This window comes from Micromonospora sp. M51 (assembly GCF_018070305.1).
In the GTDB taxonomy this organism is placed as follows: Bacteria; Actinomycetota; Actinomycetes; order Mycobacteriales; family Micromonosporaceae; genus Micromonospora; species Micromonospora parva.
Window position 1 is genome coordinate 1 of the sequence record NZ_JAGPXZ010000031.1, and the last position, 17,918, is coordinate 17,918.

Here is a 17,918-nt window from a genome sequence, read left to right on the forward strand (position 1 = left end):
GGGTGGACCGGTCCGGCCGCCTGGGGTCTGCTGGCGGTCGGCGTGCTGCTGGTGGTGGGCGCGGTGCTGATCCTGCTGCGACCGCTGCGCCCGCGCGAGGTGATCTTCGTGGTCGAGCCGGACCAGGTGCCGGTGCTCGCCGGCCGCCTCGGGGTCACGTCGCTCAGTGGCCTGGGCCCCCGGACGCCGGAGCCGACCGAGCCGTTGGCGGTACGTCAGCTCACCCCGGTCGGTGCCGGGGCGGCGGAGCGGTCCCGGGCGGCGCTCGGTGCCCCCCCGGCCACCCACGCCGCCCATGACGAGCCGGTACGGCTGCCCCGTCCGCCGGAGGTGACGCTGAGCCTCGCCTGGCCGCCGGCCGACGCGGAGGAGCCCACGGCCCGACCGGTGGTGGCCCCACCGGCTGACGGTCGGCCCGATGGCGATCCGGCCGGCTGACGGTCCGGCTGTTGCCGTGCCTGGTGGCGGCCGGCCGCTGGCGGCGGGTGGAACGGCGAGTGGCCCTCCGCGCTGCCGACGCGGAGGGCCACTCTCACCGGGGGATCGGTGCTACCCGAGCGACGCTTGAGGTAGATGAGGACAGGTTAGCGCCGATCATGGCCACTCGGGAGGTCTGTCCAATTGGTGCGATTTTCCGCACGCAGCCTCGACCGCACCGGCAGCGCGACCAGCAGCAGCAGACTGAGCAGCACGTACGTGTTCTGCAGGAGGAAGTCCAACGGGTCACGGGTGCGGACCGGCGCCACACCCCAGGCCTGGAACGTCACCACGCCATAGATCGTCAGGGCGGTGATGCCCACCGCGAGGGCGGCCAGCCACCGACGTCGGCGTGCCTCGTCGGGGCGGTTGGCGCTCAACGCCGCGTCGGCGAGCAGCACCACCGCCGGCACGAACCAGTAGATGTGGTGGGTCCAGGTGATCGGGCTCGCCAGGGAACCGACCAACCCGGTCAACGTCAGGCCCGTCAACGGGTCACCGGCCCGCGCGGCGCGGGCGGCCCGCCACAGCCCGTAGCCGGCGACCACGGCGACCAGCAGCAGCCAGAGCAGCCGGTCCGGCTTCTCCGGGGCGGTGAACCGGCTGAGCAGGCCGAACAGCGACTGGTTGCCGACGATGTCGGTGCGCCCCACCCGCTCGGTGGTCCACAGCTCGTGGGTCCAGAACCGCCACGAGTCGCGCGGGGCGATCGCCGCCGCCAGCAGCGTCGCCGCCGCCGCGGTCGCGCTCGCCACCGCGGCGGCCCGCCACCGGCGGGTGACCAGCAGGTACACGATGAAGATGCCGGGGAAGATCTTGAGCGCCGTCGCCAGCCCCACGCCCACCCCGGCCCAGCGTCGCGCCCGCGGTACCGCGAACAGCAGATCGGCCAGGATCAACACGACCAGCAACATGTTGATCTGGCCGAAGGTGATCGTCTCCCGGATGCCCTCCACCGCCAGCACCAGCAGGACGGCGGTGACCAGCGTGAACGTTCGGGGCAGGCCGTGTCGGTCGATCACCGGCATCACCAGCCACCGGGTGGTCAGCACCACTGCCAACACTGTCAACGCCGTGAAGATCGCCACGGTCGCGCCGAGCCGCAGCAGACCGAACGGCCACAGCAGCAGCGCACTGAAGGGCGGGTAGGTGAAGTACAGCTCGCCCTGCACCCGGTCGGGTTGCACGTAGTCGTAGAGCGGGTGGCCGACCCGCCACCAGTCCATCGCGGACATGTAGATCTTGAGATCGAAGAAGTCGTGCACGAGGCCGGGCAGGTAGAGCGCTGGCAGCACGGCGCTGAGCGCCACCACGGCGACCAGGCGACGGACCGTACGACCGCCGGGATCGTCTTCGGTGACGGCGGGCGGTGCGACGGGTTCTGCTGGCACCCCGAAACCCTAGCGGTCCGGTCCGCCGAGAGCGCGCAGCCACAGGGCGTGGGCTGCGCGTAGGCTGTCCCGGTGGCTGATCTCCTCGTCTGGATCGACTGTGAGATGACCGGGTTGGACCTCGGCAGGGACAAACTGATCGAGGTTGCGGCACTGGTCACCGATCCCGACCTCAACGTGCTGGGTGACGGTGTCGACGTGGTGATCCACGCCGACGAAGCGGCGCTGGAGGGGATGCCGGAGATCGTGCAGACGATGCACGCCAAGTCCGGCCTCACCGAAGAGGTCCGCCGCTCGGCGGTCACTCTCGCCGAAGCCGAGGACCTGGTCCTGGAGTACGTCCGCGGCTTCGTGAAGGACCCGCGTACCGCCCCGCTGTGTGGCAACTCGATCGCCACCGACCGGGGCTTCATCGCCCGGGACATGCCCCGCCTCGACGCGCACCTGCACTACCGGATGATCGACGTGTCGTCGATCAAGGAACTCTGCCGTCGCTGGTACCCCCGGGTGTACTTCGGCCAGCCGCAGAAGGGTCTCGCGCACCGGGCGCTGGCCGACATCCGGGAGAGCATCCGGGAGTTGGAGTACTACCGGCGCACCGTCTTCGTCCCGCTGCCCGGCCCGGATGTCGAGACCGCCAAGGCCATCGCCGCCGAACTCTGACCCCGGCCGCGCCGACCGGCAACCCGCTGGACGTGCCTGGCTGTGGTGTGGCTATTATTGGTCCGCACCCCGCCCGGAGCGATCGACCGGGCGACGGCGGCATGGTGGCTGTAGCTCAGTTGGCAGAGCACCGGGTTGTGGTCCCGGTTGTCGTGGGTTCAATTCCCATCAGTCACCCCACTGGTTTCACCGCTCAGGCCCCCTCTTCGGAGGGGGCCTGAGTCGTTTTTGGGGTCAGGCAGGGGCAGCCACGCAAAAGCCCCCTCCGCAGAGGGGGCTTTTGCTCGGGTGGCTCAGGCGGTCGGCGTGGCGGACGGGGTGCTCGTCGCGTCCGGGCTCGGGGTGGTGGTGTCCGGGTCGGCCGGGGGCTCGTACGGAATGGCACTGCCCTTGACGTACTCGTCCCAGCTCATGTTCCAGTCGGTCCAGCCGTTGCCGTTCTGCAGCTTGCGCTCGGTGCCCTTGACGGTGATCGGGTCGCCGATCTGGGTGTTCTTGAAGAGCCAGTCGCCGTTGGCCATCGACACGTTCACGCAGCCGTGTGACACGTTCACGCTGCCCTGCTGCCCCTCGGACCAGGGTGCCGCGTGGATGAACTCACCACCCCAGGTGAGGCGCTGCGCGAAGTCAATCTTGGTGCGGTAGCCCTCCTCCGGGCCCAGCTCCTCGAACGTGTCGAAGACCGTCTTGCGCAGCTTCTCGATCACGACCATGGTGCCGCTGGACGACGGGGTGCTCTTCTTGCCCAGGCTGACCGGGATGGTCTTGATCACCGAGCCGTTGCGGGTCACCGTCATCCGCTTGGTCTTGTTGTCGACCGTCATGACCACCGCCGCGCCGATCTTGACGTCCACCGAGAGGTCGGCGCGGCCGTACCAACCCGCACCCATCGGCAGGCCACCCGCCTGCACCCGGTAGGAGACAGTGCTGTTGGGCTTCCAGAACTCCTTCGGCCGGTACCGGATCTCGGTGGGGCTGACCCAGTGCCAGATCCCCTCCTGCGCCGGGGTCGAGGTGACTGTCATCCGGCGCTGCACGTCGTCGCGGTAGTCCTCCGGGATGTTCCGGCTGAACTTCACGATCAGCGGCATGCCCACCCCGACCACCTGGTTGTCACCGAGGAAGCTGCTCACCCGAACCTGGTTGCCGGGCTTGGCCATGGTGGTGAAGGTGCTGGTGGCGGTGGCCGGACGCCCGTCGTCGCCGGTGGCGGTCACTGTCGCCGTGTAGCTCGTGCCGTACGCCAGCGCGCCGGCCGGCAACCACGACTTACCGTCCTTGGCGAGGCTGCCCTCGACCGTCTTGCCGGCGGAGTCCTTCAGCTCGACAGCGGTCTCCACGGCGTCCTTCGTGGTGAAGGTGATGCCGGTGGACGCCGGCACGTCCTTGGCGTCGGCCGCCGGCTCACTGATCGTCGCCGCGGCCTTCGGTGCGGGGTTCTCGCCGCCGCCGTGCCACGAGGACGGCTTGCCGCCGTCGCCGTCGGTGCAGGCGGAGGTGAAGGCCAGCGCCACGGCGAGAAGCCCCGCCGCGAACACGCGGCGTCGCCCACCGGGCCTGATCAGCTGGTCCTGGCTAGCTCGCATGGTTTCCCTCACAGTCGTGGTCGCTGCCCCATCGTCTCCTACTGACGCGCCAGAGCCGGCCCCGGTTGCCGAGGGTGAACCGAAACACGCCATCAATAGTGTCCAAATTCTGCTACTATTCGGCGTTTCGTGAGCCTGGCTCGTCTCCGTGCGGGGATCGCGGGGTCGCCGTGCAGCCCTCGCGCGGCGGGAGTGCAAGGGTACGCCGGCCCCGCCAACGACGGAGCCGGCGTAACGAGCCGACGCCTCAGATCGCCGGACCGGCTCCACCACTGGGCACCGGCAACGCGCTGCCCTTGACGAACTCCGACCAGCTCAGGCTCCACGCCGTCCAACCGTTGCCGGCGGCGATCCTGCGCTCGGTCCCCTTGATCGTGATCGGATCACCGATCCGGGTCTTGTCGAACAACCACCGGGCGTTCGCCATCGACACGTTCACGCAGCCGTGCGAGACGTTCCGCCGCCCCTGCACGTGCTCCGACCAGGGCGCGGCGTGGATGTACTCGCCACCCCAGGTGAGCCGCTGGGCGAACTGAATGTCGGTCACGTAACGGTTGGCGGGGTCCGGGTCGTCCCGGGTGTCGAAGACTGTGGCTTCCTTCTTCTCCATCACCACCATCGTGCCGCTCGACGACGGCGTGCTCTTCTTGCCCAGGCTCACCGGGATGGTGCGCACCGGCGCGCCGTTCTCGTACACCGTCATCTTCTTGTTGGCGTTGTCGACCTTCATCTCGAACGACCGGCCGATCTTGGCGGTGGCCTTGCGGTCGATGTCGCCGTACCGGCCGTTGCTCAGCGGCATGCCGGCCAGGGCGATCCGCACGGTGATGGTGGTGCCGGGCTTCCAGTACTCGGGGGCCCGGTAGTAGGCCTGCGTGCCGTTGCTGACCCAGTGCCAGGCACCCGGCTGCGGCGGGTCGGTCTTGACGAACATCCGCTTCTGCACCGCCGCGCGGTCCTTCTTCGGGATGCCCGGGTGGAACTCGGTGACCACGGGCATGGCCACCCCGTAGCTCTTGTCGTCGAAGAGGTACAGGCCCGAACCGATCGTCGACTTCGGCTTGGCCATCGTGGTGAAGCTGCTGGTGCCCTGGCTGCTCGTGCCGTCCGACGCGCTCGCCGTCACCGTGGCCGTGTAGCGGGTGCCCCACTTCAGCGGCGCGGACGGCACCCAGGACGAACCATCGGTGCGCAGCTTGCCCTCGACCGAGCCACCACCGTCCGCCGTCAGGGTCACCGCGGACACCTTCCCGCCACCCGGGAGCTTCGCGCTGATCTCCGTGCTGACCGGCCGGTTCTTCGTGCCGTCGGCGGGGCTCAGTGTGAGCGGCGGGCCGCTCGGTGCGCTCGGCGCCGAGGGCGCGGCTGAACCAGGGGCGGCGCTCGCGTCCGAGGACGCCCCACCAACGAATTCCGGCTTCTTCTCGTCGCCGCCACACCCGGCCAGTGCCAGTGACGCCGCCAGGGCCAGAGCGCCCACCACCGCCCCGGCTCGCGTGAACCGTGCCATCCCCACCTCTGTTCTCGCGTACCTGGCGGACATCGTGCCGTATCAGCGCCGCCACCCACGCCCCGGACTTTCGTACGCGGGTGCCTTTGTAGCCATATGCCCGGTAAGCTCGACCGAAGGGGGGAGCCGGGTAACCGGATTGGAGCCCGGCTCGACCGGGTGCTAATCTTCTCTCCGTTGCCGAACGAGCGCCGCTAGCTCAACTGGCAGAGCAGCGGACTCTTAATCCGCGGGTTCGGGGTTCGAGTCCCTGGCGGCGCACCAACGAGCAAGGCCCTGACCTGGCGGATGTCTGCCGGTCAGGGCCTTTTTCGCGTACGACGTGCGATCCAGCCGCTAGAGGCGGAGTGCGGCTCGTACAAGATCAGCGACGGCTCGGGAACGGCTGTGCGGGGGCCAGGCGATGACCGTGGTGACGTCCGGCGCGTCCACGATCGGCACTGCGACGACATCGTCGTTCAGCTGGGATCGGGCGGAGTCAGGCACGACCAGCAAGGTCCGGCCAAGGGAGGTGAGCTGCAAAAGTTGTGAGTGGCTCCGTGCCTCAGGACCCGGGCCGTCGGGATAGGTGCCATCATCCCCGGGCCAGCGCGGTAGAGGCAGGTCGGGCAGCTCGGTTACCTCGCTCAGCTGCAAACTCCCGCGAGTGGTGAGGGGGTGGCCGGCCGGGAGGATGGCGACCTGGCCCTCGGTGAACAGTTCCTCGGTGTCGAACCCGCTCAGGTCGTCGAACGGGTGGTGAAGGATCGCGACATCGGCACGACCGGTCCGCAACAGTCGTTCCTGTTCGCCGGGGCCACACAGCATCACGTCGACGTCGACCGATCCAGGTTCGGTGGCGTAGGCGTTCAGTAGCTTCGCGAGCAACTCACTGGACGCTCCAGCCTTGGTCGCCAGGACGACGCCAGGGTGACCGGTGACGGCGAGAGCTGCGCGGCGGGTGCGATGTTCGGCAGCTTCCACAGCGTCCAGCGCTGCTCGTCCTTCGTGCAGCAGGACCGCACCGGCTTCGGTCAGGGTCACCGACCGGCTGTCACGCCTCAACAAGGTGGCACCCAGACGACGTTCGAGCTGACTGATCGCCCGCGACAATGGAGGCTGGGCTATGCCCAGGCGTTGCGCTGCTCGGCCGAAATGCAACTCCTCGGCCACGGCGACGAAGTACCGCAGCTCTCGTGTTTCCACCCGTAGAGCCTAGCCGGGGGGTACGTAGGCGCGGCGATACCGTGAGGGTATCGCCCGTGACTCAGGTGGTCTTGGACGGTTCGCCAGCCGCGATTCAGAGTCGAAGACATGAGTGACAAGAAGATCGCCCTGGTCACCGGGGCTAACAAGGGCATCGGGTACGAGATCGCGGCAGGCCTCGGTGCGCTGGGCTGGAGCGTGGGTGTCGGGGCGCGTGAGCAGACCCGGCGGGACGCGGCGGTAACGCGACTGCGGGACGCCGGCCTCGACGCCTTCGGTGTCCCGTTGGATGTCACCGACGACCGCAGTGTCGCCGCCGCAGCCGACCTGATCGCCGAACGCGCCGGACGCCTCGATGCCCTGGTCAACAACGCCGGAATCACCGGCGGCGGGCCGCAGCAGCCGAGCAGCGTCGATCCGGCCGTCATCCGCACGGTGGTGGAGACCAACGTCATCGGCGTCATCCGGGTGACGAACGCCATGCTGCCGTTACTCGGCCGGTCGGCCTCGCCGCGCATCGTGAACATGTCCAGCAGCGTCGGTTCTCTGGCCCGACAGTCAGGTCCCGGTGGTGAGACCTCCACAGGCCCGGTCGCTGTCGCCTACGCGCCCTCGAAGTCGTTCCTGAACGCGGTGACCCTTCAGTACGTCCGGGAACTGGCGGACACGAACATCCTCATCAACTGCGCCTGCCCGGGCTACGTCGCCACCGACCTCAACGGCTTCCGTGGCGTGCGTACTCCCCAGGAGGGCGCGGCGACCGCCATCCGCCTGGCCACACTGCCCGACGGAGGCCCCACCGGCGGATTCTTCGAGGACGCAGGTGTGGTGCCCTGGTGACGGTTCAAGGCTCTCGCGCTGGCCCGACGCTGCTCGGCGTCGGGCCGGCTGCTGCACAGCGGCTGCGTCATCCCTGCCCATCGGGTGCCCGGGCGTCGCGGTCACCGGAAGCTCTGCCGATACGCCTGCGGGCTGGTGCCGGTGATGCGCTTGAAGCAGTCCCGGAAGGCGGTGGTGGAGCCGAAACCCACCTGCGTCGCCACCCGGTCGATGGGATGAACAGTGGTTTCCAGGAGATGCTGCGCCTGGTGGACGCGGACCCGGTGCAGCCACCGCAGCGGGGTGGTGCCGGTCTGGTCGCGGAAGTGCCGGTTCAGCGTCCGGGTGCTCAAGCCGGCGTGGCGGGCGATGTCGGCGAGGGTCAGCTCGCGCCGGGCGTTGTCGCGCATCCAGGTCAGCAGCGGCTCCAGGGTCGCCCCGTCGGCGGCGGGCGGTTCGTGCGTGATGAACTGCGCCTGTCCACCCGCGCGTTCCAGCGGCATGACGGACAACCTCGCCGTGGCGGCCGCGACAGCGGCGCCGTGGTCGCGGCGGACCAGGTGCAGGCACAGGTCGAGCCCGGCGGCGGCGCCCGCGGAGGTCAGAAACTGGCCGTTGTCCACGTAGAGCACGTTGGGGTCGACCTGGATCCGCGGATGCTCGGCGGCGAGCCGGTCGGTGGCGAGCCAGTGCGTGGTCGCGCGCTGCCCGTCGAGCAGGCCGGTGGCGGCGAGGGTGAACGCGCCACCGCAGATCGAGGCGATCCGGGCACCGTTCGCGGCGGCGGCGCGCAGCGAGTCGAGGACCGTGGCGCGCGTCGCGGCGGCGGGGTCGGAGACGCCCGGCACGACGACGGTGTCGGCGTCGACGAGCACGTCCAGGCCCCACGGCACCGCCATGCTGAACGCCCCAGCGGTGACCGTCGGTGTGGCGGCGCAGACGAGAACGCGGTAGCCGGCGCGGCCGTCCGGCAGGCGGGTGCGCTGGAAGACCTCCATCGGGGTGGCCAGATCGAACGGGACGACACTGTCGAGGGCGAGCACGGCCACTGTGTGCATGGCGGAATTCAACCAGTCAGGACCGTGCGGTCACCGACGGCCGCGCATCGGTCGCCCGCCGCGCGACCCGGCCGTACAGGTCTCTCACCGACAGGCCACCGGCGAAGCACCAGAGCGCGATGACCGGATCGCAGAGCGCGCAGCCCAAGGACGAGTCATGCAGTGACGGGATGATCGGGGTGCCGCGCCGGTGGTGCAGCACGTCCCAGACCGTGTGCAGGAGCCACCCGACGCCGATGAAGGTGTACGAGGTGAGCCCGGCGTAGCCCACCACCAGCAGCAGCGCGCAGAAGAGCAACTCCCACAGCCCGAACCCGCCACCGCTGATGTAGGCGGCCCCGGCGCCGGTGACGACGAGCGCGTTCAGGCGTCGCCGGTGCGGCTCCGGGACGAGGGAGTTGAGCCCGACGTAGACCAGCCCGATCACCACGGGCATGACGTAGCGCAGCACGGTCCGCCCCGTTTCCGTTCCAGTTGAGGAGTGTCGAGAGGGAGCCTAGGAAAGCTCGCAGTCGGCGACGAGAGGCGAAAATGCCATGGTCCGCCGGATTCTCGCCACTGATCCCGGCGGTCCTGACCGGGTAGCCCGCGCGGACACTGAGGCGGGTGTCCCTGTTTTCCCAGCGGCACCCTGGCGTGCTAGCGTCTCGTCCCGTTGCCGATCGAGCGCCGCTAGCTCAACTGGCAGAGCAGCGGACTCTTAATCCGCGGGTTCGGGGTTCGAGTCCCTGGCGGCGCACCAACGATCAAGGCCCCGACCTGGTGGTTCACACCGGGCCGGGGCCTTTTTCGTGTACGGCTGCGGCGGATGGCGGCTCGGCGGGTGCCCGGCGTCCGCTGTCCCGACTCAGGGCGTAGCGGGCAACCCGGTGCGGCACAGTTCAAGAGCGTCTCGAGCACCGCGCAGGGCTGCGATCACATTGGGCGAGGGCCGCACGTGCACTTCAGGAAGATCGAGGCCGGTCGAGCCGTCGGTGATCGGGTAGGCCAGTTGCTCACGCCCGAGCCGGAACTGGGCGTCGATGCCGGTGCGGTTGCCACGCGGGTCCTGGCGGTGCCAGCGGCCCGCGAGGTAGACGGCAACGAGGCCGTGCAGGAAGGGCTTTCCCCCGTCGGTCAGCTGTTGGTAGCACAACCCGGCCGGGACGCCGGAGGCCCGGGCCACGGCCACCAGCAGGTGCGACTTGGCATAGCAGAGGCCGACGCCGGCGCTGAGCACCTCGCCTGCGGTGATGGTGATCCGCGGATCCTGGGCGTCCACGGAGTGCCCGATCCGGTCACGAACCCATGCGAAGGCGGCCCGCGTGAAGTCGACGTCGTCCGGGTGCGCCGCGCGAAGTTCACCAGCTAACGCCCGCACTGCCGGATGGTCCACCTCGACGACCGTGTCACCGCCCAGGTACTCCATCGGTTCGCCCGCGACCAGTTGCACAGCTGTCCCTTTCCCCGCGGCCTGTCGGATCGAGGCTGCTCCATCGCGCCATGACCCGTCGCGTACGGTGACGGTCCCATCTCACCGCGGCCATGCTCGGCCTGTCACCCTCATTCCCGGCCACAGCTGCGGCAACGCGCCGGCAGGGTCTAGGTTCTTCGCGGCTGGCATCGACGACGGTGAGGGGTAAGCGTGAGCGACGTGAGGCTCAACCAGGGAGGCTTCCAGGGCGGGTTCGACCTGCTCGTCACTCCCGACGTGCGGTTCACGCGGTTGTTGCGACGGGATCTGCGGCGGATGAGCTGGTTGTTCGTCATCTCGGGTCTGCTGTTGTCGATCACGAGCCTCGGTACGTTCACTGCCGACGGCGGGTGGCTCCTAGCCGGGCTGTTCGGCGTCCCGTTCGGGGCGGTCTGGTGCATCGCGGGGCTGATCAACGGCTCGGCGTACCTGCGACGTCACGCCGAGTTGAGCGCGCCGGTGCGGTACGTGTTCACTGCGGAGGCCATCGAGTGGCACACCGCTCATGCGGCGTTGCGGTTGCCATGGACGGCGATCAGGCACGCCGTTCGGATGCGGGAGGCGTACCGCCTGGACTGCGCGGACCAGCAGCCGCGGTACCTGTGCCGGACGACGCTGGCCCCGGCCGAGGATGCGCGGGTGGCCGCGTACCTCGATGAACGGTTGGCGGCGCGGCTGGCCGCCGAGGCGTCCGTGCGGCCGATGCCACCTGTCGGGGGTGGAGCGTAGGCGGGCCGGCCCGGCGACGACAGTCGCCGGGCCGGAGAGCCTCAGTAGTCGATGTTGATGGCGGCGATCTGGCGGGAGCCGTTGTAGACGATGGCGGGGCCGGCGAAGCGGGAGCTGGCGTAGGTCAGTGCCGTCTTGTGGCCGGGACTGTTGAACCACGCCTCGATGATCTGCTCGGGCGGGGAGTTGCCCGAGGACGCGAACAGGACCTCGTGCCCGCAGTGCTCGAAGGTGCCCGCGTCCAGGTTCTGCTTCACGCAGTCCTCCGCGAGGTTCTGCTCGTTGGTGCGCATCTTGACCTCGGTCAGCCCGAGCGCGCGGCGTCGTTCGTTGAGCAGCACCAGCAGGCGTTGTTCGGCGGCGGACACGCCGGCCGGCAGAGCGGCGGCCGACTTCTTGGCCGGCCTGTTCGGCGTCGGTGACGGGGTTCGCGTCGGCGTCGCCGACCTGCTGGGGGTGGGGCTCGGGCGTGCGGCGCTCGGGGAGGGTTCGGGCGCCGTGGGGGAGGGCGACTCGACAGCGGGTTCGGTCGGCTCGGGGGCGGGGTCGGTGACCTGCGCCGAGGGTTCGGCGGCTGTGACGCTCGCCGGCTGCTTCGTCGGCCGGTCGGCGTAGGTGGTGATGATGAGCCCGCCTCCTCCGACCATGGCGACGGCCGCGACGGCGCCGACCAGGGTCTTGGGCAGCGACAGTGCCGTGAGGCGGGCCTTGGGCGCCAGTCCGGCCTTCGCGTACGCGCCTGTCGAGGCGGCGCCCTGCGAGGTGGCGACGAGCTGGGCCTGGTGGGAGACGTCCGACGCGAGGCGGGCCGGGACCGGCGTGAGCGCGAGGCCGGCGAGCAGCCGCTCGGCGGGAACCAGATCGGAGGTGGTGTTCGGGCAGTACGTGCAGTCGCGGATGTGCCGTGCCAGCCGCTTGCGCCACACCGGAGCCGGCTGGCCGTCCCAGTCGGCGGCCGTGTCGATGAGGCCGGCGCAGCCGGGCCGGGCGGTGAGGGCCCGTACGACGAGCCGCGCGGTGTCCAGCTGCGCCTTCATCCGGCCCACCCGGACGGTCACGAGATGCGCGTCGAGGCGCAGGGCGTCGACCAGGTCGGCGCGGGAGAGGTGACCGGCCTCGACCAGCCACCAGAGGGACAGCAAATGGCGGTGGTCGTCATCCAGCCACCGTGTGGCCAGCACGACCTCCCGGCGCTCATCGGACAGGCGGAGCCGGGTCAGTGTCAGGTCCTCGAAGTCGGAGCCCGGGACGACCAGGTTGTCGATGTCCTCCGGCGCCGTGGGTGTGGTGTGCCGGTACTGCTTGTGCGCCCGTACCTCGTTCATGGTGACGGCCACCAGCCAGGACCGGAACAGCCGCGGATCGCGTACGCCTGCCAGCCCGCGTACGACGCTCAGCATCGTGTTCTGCACCACGTCGTCGACGTCCGCGGAACGGCTCATCGCCCGGCCCACGATGTTGTACACCAGTGGCAGGTAGTGCGAGACCAGCTCATCCATCGCGGCGTGGTCGCCGCGGCGGGCCGCGTCCACTACCGCCGACAGGTCGGTCCTGTTCGGGTACGCGTGATGGGTCACGCTCACAACCTCGCCTTCACGGGACATTCTCGTACACCGTGGAGATGGGTTGGGACCCGCCCGGGTCACACAAACTGAGCTGTCACCTGTCTCTGTTGAGGCGGACGATGGCGCCGTTGAGCACGGTGGCGAAGAGCGTCCACGCGACGTACGGGGCCAGTGCGGCACCTGCGGCGGTGTCGGCGTGCGCGGCGCGGCGGATGAGCGCGACGTTGGAGGCGTTGAGCGCGGCGATCTCGGCCAGCGCGACGGTGGGCCTGCGCGCCTTGAAGAACAAGGCGCTCCACCCGAAGTTGAGCGCCAGGTTGAGCGCGTAGGCGCGGGTGAACGCGGCGCGCTCGGCTCCGCTGGTGCGGTCCAGGGCACGGGCGCCCGCCACCGCGATCAGCGCGTACAGCGGCGTCCAGACCAGCGGGAACGCCACGGGCGGTGGCTGCCAGCTCGGCTTGCGCAGTCGCCGGTACCAGCCGTTGGAGGTGTCGTTCACCGCCGTACCTGCGGCGGCCGTGACGGTGACCGCCGCCGCGGTCTTGACCAGGGTGGGAAGTCGCATGCTGTTCAGCTACCCCGCCGGTGCCGGATCAACCACAGCCGGTCGACGGGACTCGGCGAGGGCGCCGGGTCCTGCATCGTGGTGTGCCTCAAGTAATGCTCAAATTACGTTGATCCGGGCCGATGCCGTCGAAGATCCGCATACGCTCAGCCAACTCGCGCACGGCCTCCCGGACCTCCTCGCTACGCCAACCGTCACCGTGCCCCGACCCAGGGTGCGCGAGCGTCAACCATCCCTCCTTTGTGGATGGTCGCGAGCACATCATCCACCTGTCGCAAGGAGAAGGAGGGGACAATGCGACGCAGACAACGGCGCATCGCGTTCGTGGCGCTGCCCGCACTGTTGGCGGGCGTCCTCGTGTCGACCGGGCCGGCGGGCGCGGATCCCGCGCAGTCGGCCGCCACGGCCGGCTCCGCACGATCCCAGCTGGAGAACCGGGACCAGGTCCGCCGCGTACACGTCAAGCTGGCCGGCGCCGACATGCTGGACAAGGTCGTCGCCGCCGGCTTCGACCTCGAACACGGTCTCAAGCGGGTGCCGACCGGCATCGAGGGCGAGGCGGTGGTCACCGCCGAGCAGATCGCCGAACTGACGGCGATGGGCGTCGAGGTCCTCGCCGACGACGCGGGCTTCGTCTGGGCTGACGAGGCCGACGGCGGCCTCCAGGGCAACGCCGCCGCCCGAGCGGCGCAGCCGGCGAGCCACGACGCGACGGTGCGGATCGCCCGCGCCGACTGGTTCACCACCAAGGGCCAGGGCTTCCTGTACGTCGAGGCGCGCACCACCGAGGGACAGCAGGCGGACCCGGTCGTCGAGATGCAGCTGGAGAACGACTCGGGCCGGGGCACCTCGTTCGGCTTCGCCCGGACGATGAGCCGCTTCGTGGACTCCGGGCAGTACATGTTCCACCGGAACCTGTTCAAGCTCGACACGCGGCCGACCCAGATCCGGGTCACGAGCTCGACCGGTGGCGTCACCACCGGCAAGGTCTCCGACTGGTTGGAGGACGCCCCGCCGCCGCTGACGGCGAACCCGTCCTACAAGTCGGACTTCGTGGACGGGTACAAGCACCCGCAGCAGCTCTACAGCCGGGCGAAGGAGATCGCCCGCCAGTACCCGGACATCGCCGAGATCGTCTACCTCCCGAACCAGACCAACGGCTACCAGCGCAAGGCGCAGGCCACGATCGGCGGTACGGGGCAGTCGGCGGTCGTGGTCAGCTCGGCGGCGTGGGGCCACGAGGGCGGCAACGACGTCACTGTCGAGTTCGTGGACCGGCCGGAGGCGGACCTGCCGCTCGCCGTTGAGGTCACCGGCAAGGCGGTCCGCGTGCTGCTCGCCACTGACGCCTCGGGCGCTCCGGCGAGCACGGCCACCCAGGTGGCGGACGCGCTGCGGACCGGGTCCCAGGGCCTCATCGACCGGGCGCACCCGTACCGCACCAACACGGGCACCGGCGTCGTCGCGGCGACGGCCGGCCCGGTCGCGTTGACCGACTTCCTCGACCAGAAGCGCGTCGGCGCGCCCGAGGGTGAGGTGCCCCGCGGCCCGGTCACGATTCCCGTCCTGCGGATCGGCAAGCACCGTGACGGCAAGAAGCCCGGCGTCCTGATCCAGGCGCAGGACCACGCCCGCGAGTGGGTGCCGGCGACGACCAGCCTGGAGTCGGCCGAGCGTCTGGTGCACAACTACCGGTCCGACCGCGAGACGAAGGAGATCGTCAACAACACCGATGTCTTCTTCATCCTCTCCAACAACCCCGACGGGGCGAACTACAGCTTCTACAACTTCGCCTCGCAGCGGAAGAACCTGACGAACCACTGCCCGGACGCGACAGCCGATCCTGGGCAGCGGAACTCCTGGGGCGTCGACCTGAACCGCAACTACCGGGTCGGGTCGGGTCACGACGGGTACGCGGGCGGGTCGACCAACTGCGTCAGCGGCACCTACCAGGGCCCGGAGGAGCTGTCCGAGCCCGAGTCGAAGAACATCATCTGGCTCGTCGAGAAGTACAGGAACATCAAGTTCATGATGTCGGTGCACTCCAACGGCGGCCAGTTGTTCTGGCAGCCCGGCGCGTACGTCGCTGACGGGCGGATCACCACGCCGCGCCCGCCGCTGGGTGACGAGGCGTTCTACTGGCAGTCGGCGGCCCGGATCCTGTCGCAGGTCAAGGCGCACCGGGAGACCGTCGTCACGCCGGAGAACGTCGGTGGCTCGTCCGACGTCCTCTACTCCTCCGCCGGCAACGTGCGCGAGGACCTGTACCACACCTACGGGATCTACGCCTTCGGCTGGGAGGTCGGCGGCTCCGTCTACAACCCGGCCACCGGCGACTGGCAGGGCGGTTCGTTCCAGCCGGAGTGGGCGGGCAACCCCGAGCTGGTCAGCGGCCACGCCGAGACGATGGAGTACGCCAACGGGATCATGGAGATGTTCCGGGTGGCGGCGGACTGGGGACGGGACAGGAAGAACCCGACATCGCAGCTCGTTCCCGGCGCAGGGACCTACCGCGGGCCGGTGGACGTACGCTTCGAGACGAGCGAGCCGGCCACCATCTACTACACGACCGACGGCAGCCGGCCCACGCTCCAGTCGCCGCGCTACGCGGCCACCGAGTTCCGGGAGCCGGGGCAGGTGTTCCACGTGACCGAGACGACGACTTTCCGCTGGTTCTCGGTGGACAGCGCCGGCAACATCGAGAAGAACTACGACCCGACGAAGAACGACAGGCGCAACAACTACCGGACGGCGACGATCAAGATCGCCAAGAGGTAGTCCGCGTACCGTGATCGAAGCCCCGCCGGTCGATGTCACCCGCACCGGCGGGGCAACGGTCAGCAGGGCCCGCGCGGGCGTCGGCAGCGCGGATAGGTCCTCATTTGGTGGGTAAGCGGCGCGCATGCCCGCGAGCGAGGATTCGGCCGCCGACCTGGATTCGGCACCACACGGGCGTTCTCGCGTCGACCGGATGTTCGGCAGCCTGCGGGAGCGGGCGCGGGAGGCGTGGCGCGTACGTTCCTGGCGGTTCCGGCTCTACGGTCTGCTCGCCGTGCAGGCCGCCATCGCGGCGGGGCTCGCCTGGTTCGTCGTGTACCAGTTCCTCGGCAATCCGTCCCCGGTCTTCGCGCCCACCGCGGCGGTCGGCATCACGGCCGCCGCGATGGGCTCCCTACTGCGGCGCACCATCGAACTGCTGGTCGGGGTGGTGCTCGGGCTCGCCGTGGGTGACCTGCTCATGCCGCTCTTCGGCATCGGCCCGTGGCAGACCGGTGGGGTGGTCCTGCTGGCGATCATCGTGGCCATCCTGCTCAAGGGCGGTGGTTCGCTGCTCACCCAGGCCGGCGGTACGGCCGTGCTCATCGCCACCCTCGAACCACCGGTCCGTGACCTGTCCATTCCCCGGTTCGTGGACGCCGCGGTCGGAGGGCTGATCGGGTTGGCGGTCAGTCTGCTGCTGGTACCCATCCATCCGCGGCGGACACTGCACCGACTGGCCGAGCCCGTGGTCGGTCCCGCGGTGGCCGCCATGCACCACCTGGCGGCGGCGCTGCGCCTGCGGGATCTCGGACAGGCCGAGCAGGGCCTGCGCGAGCTGCGGAACATCGGCCCGCAGGTCATCGCGTTACGGGACGGGCTGCAAGCCGCCCAGGAGGTGGTACGACTCGCGCCGCTGCGCTGGCATGAACGCGACTCGTTCGCCCTCCACGCGGAGTCGATCCGACATCTGGAACGCAGCGTGCACAGTTGCCGATCTCTGGCGAGGCAGCTCACGACGGCACTCAAGGACCACGAGCCGCTGCCGGAGGAGGTCCCGGACGCCATCGACCTGCTGGCCGACGGCGCGCTGGACCTGCGCGCGGCGATCGTCGCGCGGGAGGAGCCACGGGAGCCGCGCGAGCGGATCCTGGAGGCTGTCGAACTAATCGGACGGGCACAGGGCGGGTCCGTCCGCGACCCCACCCGCCTGCACCGTCACCGTCTGGGCTACTCCGGGATGATCGCCGTGGGCGAGTTCCGGACCATCGCCCATGACCTGCTCATCGCCAGCGGCCTGGACCCGGAGAAGGGCGCGGCACTGGTGCGGCAGGCGATAGACCGGGGCCAGCACGAATGATCGCACTGTCGGCCGGTCAGATGGACGTCCGCCTGGGCAGCAGCAACTCCTCGTGATCGAGTTCCCGTTCCAGGACGCGCAGTTCCTCGTCGGGCAGCCGACCGCTGTCGCGCCAGCGCACGAGTTCCTCCCGCTGGGCGTCGATGGCCGTCCGGCGGACCTGGAGCGCCGTCTCGTACTGCGGTGAGGTCGGTAGCTCCGACGACCCGCTCTGTTCGAGCAGGTCAAGTCGCCCGCGGTAGCGCGCCAGTCGGGCCAGCAACTGGGTACGGGTGGTGTTGACGGCCATCGCGCTGTCCGGCTCGGCGGCGGCGACCTCGTCCAGGCGGGCCAGGGCGGCCTCGACCGCCGCCGAGCGGGCCTCGTTGCGTACCCGGGCCTGGTCGGTCTCGTTGGCGCGCAGGCCCAGCCTCCGCACGAGCGGCGCGAACGTCAGGCCCTGCCCGACGAGCGTCACGAGGACGACCACGAAGGTGCAGAACAGGAGCAGGTCCCGGTCGGGGAACGGCACCCCGCTGTTGGTGGTCAACGGCAGGGTGAAGATCGCGGCCAGGCTGATCACCCCACGGGTGCCCGACCAGCTCAGCGCCGTCACCTCGCGCAGGGACAGTCGTTCCGCGTTGCGGTCGGCGCGGGCGACCTGCCGGGCACTACCGGGCTCGTCCGGGTCGTCCTGCTCGGATACGCCGCCCAACCGGCTGTGCAGCGACCGGGGGAGGGACTGCGTCAGCACCAGCCAGGCGGGGCGTAGCAGCAGCACCACGCCGACCGACACCGCCACGGCGATGACGATGGTGGAC

Annotated in this window: 15 protein-coding genes, 3 tRNA genes and 1 pseudogene; 9 read left to right on the top strand and 10 right to left on the bottom strand. The window is 69.9% G+C overall.

Annotated elements, in window-relative coordinates:
* Nucleotides 1–438, top strand: a pseudogene (locus KBX53_RS03470) (hypothetical protein); the annotation flags it as partial.
* Between the two features lie 146 nt (nt 439–584).
* On the opposite strand, the gene KBX53_RS03475 reads toward KBX53_RS03470, so the two are convergent.
* Entirely contained in the window at nt 585–1,868 is a 1,284-nt protein-coding gene (locus KBX53_RS03475; RefSeq protein WP_210857784.1) for a glycosyltransferase 87 family protein, read from the bottom strand.
* A 72-nt stretch (nt 1,869–1,940) separates the two neighbouring features.
* On the opposite strand from KBX53_RS03475, the gene orn reads away from it, so the two are divergent.
* Nucleotides 1,941–2,531 carry an oligoribonuclease gene (gene orn, locus KBX53_RS03480; RefSeq protein ID WP_036411320.1) on the top strand — a complete coding sequence of 197 codons (591 nt, stop codon included), beginning with the start codon at nt 1,941–1,943 and terminating at the stop codon, nt 2,529–2,531.
* A 104-nt stretch (nt 2,532–2,635) separates the two neighbouring features.
* A tRNA-His gene (locus KBX53_RS03485) sits at nt 2,636–2,711 on the top strand.
* Nucleotides 2,712–2,824: 113 nt separating this feature from the next.
* On the opposite strand, the gene KBX53_RS03490 is transcribed toward KBX53_RS03485, so the two are convergent.
* Complete coding sequence (locus KBX53_RS03490) at nt 2,825–4,117, bottom strand: Ig-like domain-containing protein (RefSeq protein WP_210857785.1); 1,293 nt, start codon at nt 4,115–4,117, stop codon at nt 2,825–2,827.
* 247 nt (nt 4,118–4,364) lie between these two features.
* Entirely contained in the window at nt 4,365–5,627 is a 1,263-nt protein-coding gene (locus KBX53_RS03495; protein WP_030331198.1) for an Ig-like domain-containing protein, read from the bottom strand.
* A 188-nt stretch (nt 5,628–5,815) separates the two neighbouring features.
* On the opposite strand from KBX53_RS03495, the gene KBX53_RS03500 reads away from it, so the two are divergent.
* Nucleotides 5,816–5,891: transfer RNA gene (locus tag KBX53_RS03500), tRNA-Lys, on the top strand.
* Nucleotides 5,892–5,963: 72 nt separating this feature from the next.
* Here the strand turns inward: KBX53_RS03500 and KBX53_RS03505 are convergent.
* Nucleotides 5,964–6,812, bottom strand: a complete 849-nt coding sequence (locus tag KBX53_RS03505; protein ID WP_210857786.1) for a LysR family transcriptional regulator — start codon at nt 6,810–6,812, stop codon at nt 5,964–5,966.
* A 108-nt stretch (nt 6,813–6,920) separates the two neighbouring features.
* On the opposite strand from KBX53_RS03505, the gene KBX53_RS03510 reads away from it, so the two are divergent.
* Nucleotides 6,921–7,652 carry an SDR family oxidoreductase gene (locus KBX53_RS03510; protein WP_210857787.1) on the top strand — a complete coding sequence of 244 codons (732 nt, stop codon included), beginning with the start codon at nt 6,921–6,923 and terminating at the stop codon, nt 7,650–7,652.
* Nucleotides 7,653–7,753: 101 nt separating this feature from the next.
* Here the strand turns inward: KBX53_RS03510 and KBX53_RS03515 are convergent, their stop codons facing one another.
* Both KBX53_RS03515 and KBX53_RS03520 read right to left on the bottom strand, forming a co-directional pair.
* Nucleotides 7,754–8,689 (bottom strand): GlxA family transcriptional regulator, encoded by a 936-nt coding sequence (locus tag KBX53_RS03515; RefSeq protein WP_210857788.1) that lies wholly within the window; start codon nt 8,687–8,689, stop codon nt 7,754–7,756.
* A gap of 16 nt (nt 8,690–8,705) precedes the next feature.
* Nucleotides 8,706–9,140 carry a DUF6010 family protein gene (locus tag KBX53_RS03520; RefSeq protein WP_245233610.1) on the bottom strand — a complete coding sequence of 145 codons (435 nt, stop codon included), beginning with the start codon at nt 9,138–9,140 and terminating at the stop codon, nt 8,706–8,708.
* A 215-nt stretch (nt 9,141–9,355) separates the two neighbouring features.
* On the opposite strand from KBX53_RS03520, the gene KBX53_RS03525 reads away from it, so the two are divergent.
* Nucleotides 9,356–9,431, top strand: a tRNA-Lys gene (locus KBX53_RS03525).
* 105 nt (nt 9,432–9,536) lie between these two features.
* Here the strand turns inward: KBX53_RS03525 and KBX53_RS03530 are convergent.
* Entirely contained in the window at nt 9,537–10,121 is a 585-nt protein-coding gene (locus KBX53_RS03530) for a transglutaminase family protein (RefSeq protein WP_210857789.1), read from the bottom strand.
* A gap of 192 nt (nt 10,122–10,313) precedes the next feature.
* Here KBX53_RS03530 and KBX53_RS03535 point away from each other — a divergent pair, with 192 nt between their 5' ends.
* The gene (locus KBX53_RS03535) at nt 10,314–10,871 is read left to right on the top strand and encodes a hypothetical protein (protein WP_210857790.1); all 558 of its coding nucleotides are present in this window, start codon (nt 10,314–10,316) and stop codon (nt 10,869–10,871) included.
* A 41-nt stretch (nt 10,872–10,912) separates the two neighbouring features.
* Here KBX53_RS03535 and KBX53_RS03540 read toward each other — a convergent pair whose 3' ends face one another.
* Nucleotides 10,913–12,448 (bottom strand): sigma-70 family RNA polymerase sigma factor, encoded by a 1,536-nt coding sequence (locus KBX53_RS03540; RefSeq protein WP_210857791.1) that lies wholly within the window; start codon nt 12,446–12,448, stop codon nt 10,913–10,915.
* A gap of 82 nt (nt 12,449–12,530) precedes the next feature.
* Nucleotides 12,531–13,001, bottom strand: coding sequence for a TspO/MBR family protein (locus KBX53_RS03545; protein WP_210857792.1), 471 nt, complete (start codon nt 12,999–13,001; stop codon nt 12,531–12,533).
* A gap of 294 nt (nt 13,002–13,295) precedes the next feature.
* Between KBX53_RS03545 and KBX53_RS03550 the strand changes: the two genes are divergently transcribed.
* Together KBX53_RS03550 and KBX53_RS03555 are read left to right on the top strand one after the other, a co-directional pair.
* Complete coding sequence (locus KBX53_RS03550) at nt 13,296–15,779, top strand: M14 family metallopeptidase (RefSeq protein WP_210857793.1); 2,484 nt, start codon at nt 13,296–13,298, stop codon at nt 15,777–15,779.
* Nucleotides 15,780–15,972: 193 nt separating this feature from the next.
* A complete protein-coding gene (locus KBX53_RS03555) occupies nt 15,973–17,118 on the top strand; it encodes an aromatic acid exporter family protein (protein WP_210857794.1) in 1,146 nt (381 codons plus the stop codon).
* A gap of 16 nt (nt 17,119–17,134) precedes the next feature.
* On the opposite strand, the gene KBX53_RS03560 is transcribed toward KBX53_RS03555, so the two are convergent.
* Nucleotides 17,135–17,918 (bottom strand): cation:proton antiporter (locus KBX53_RS03560; protein WP_210857795.1); only part of this gene is annotated, 784 nt, incomplete at its 5' end.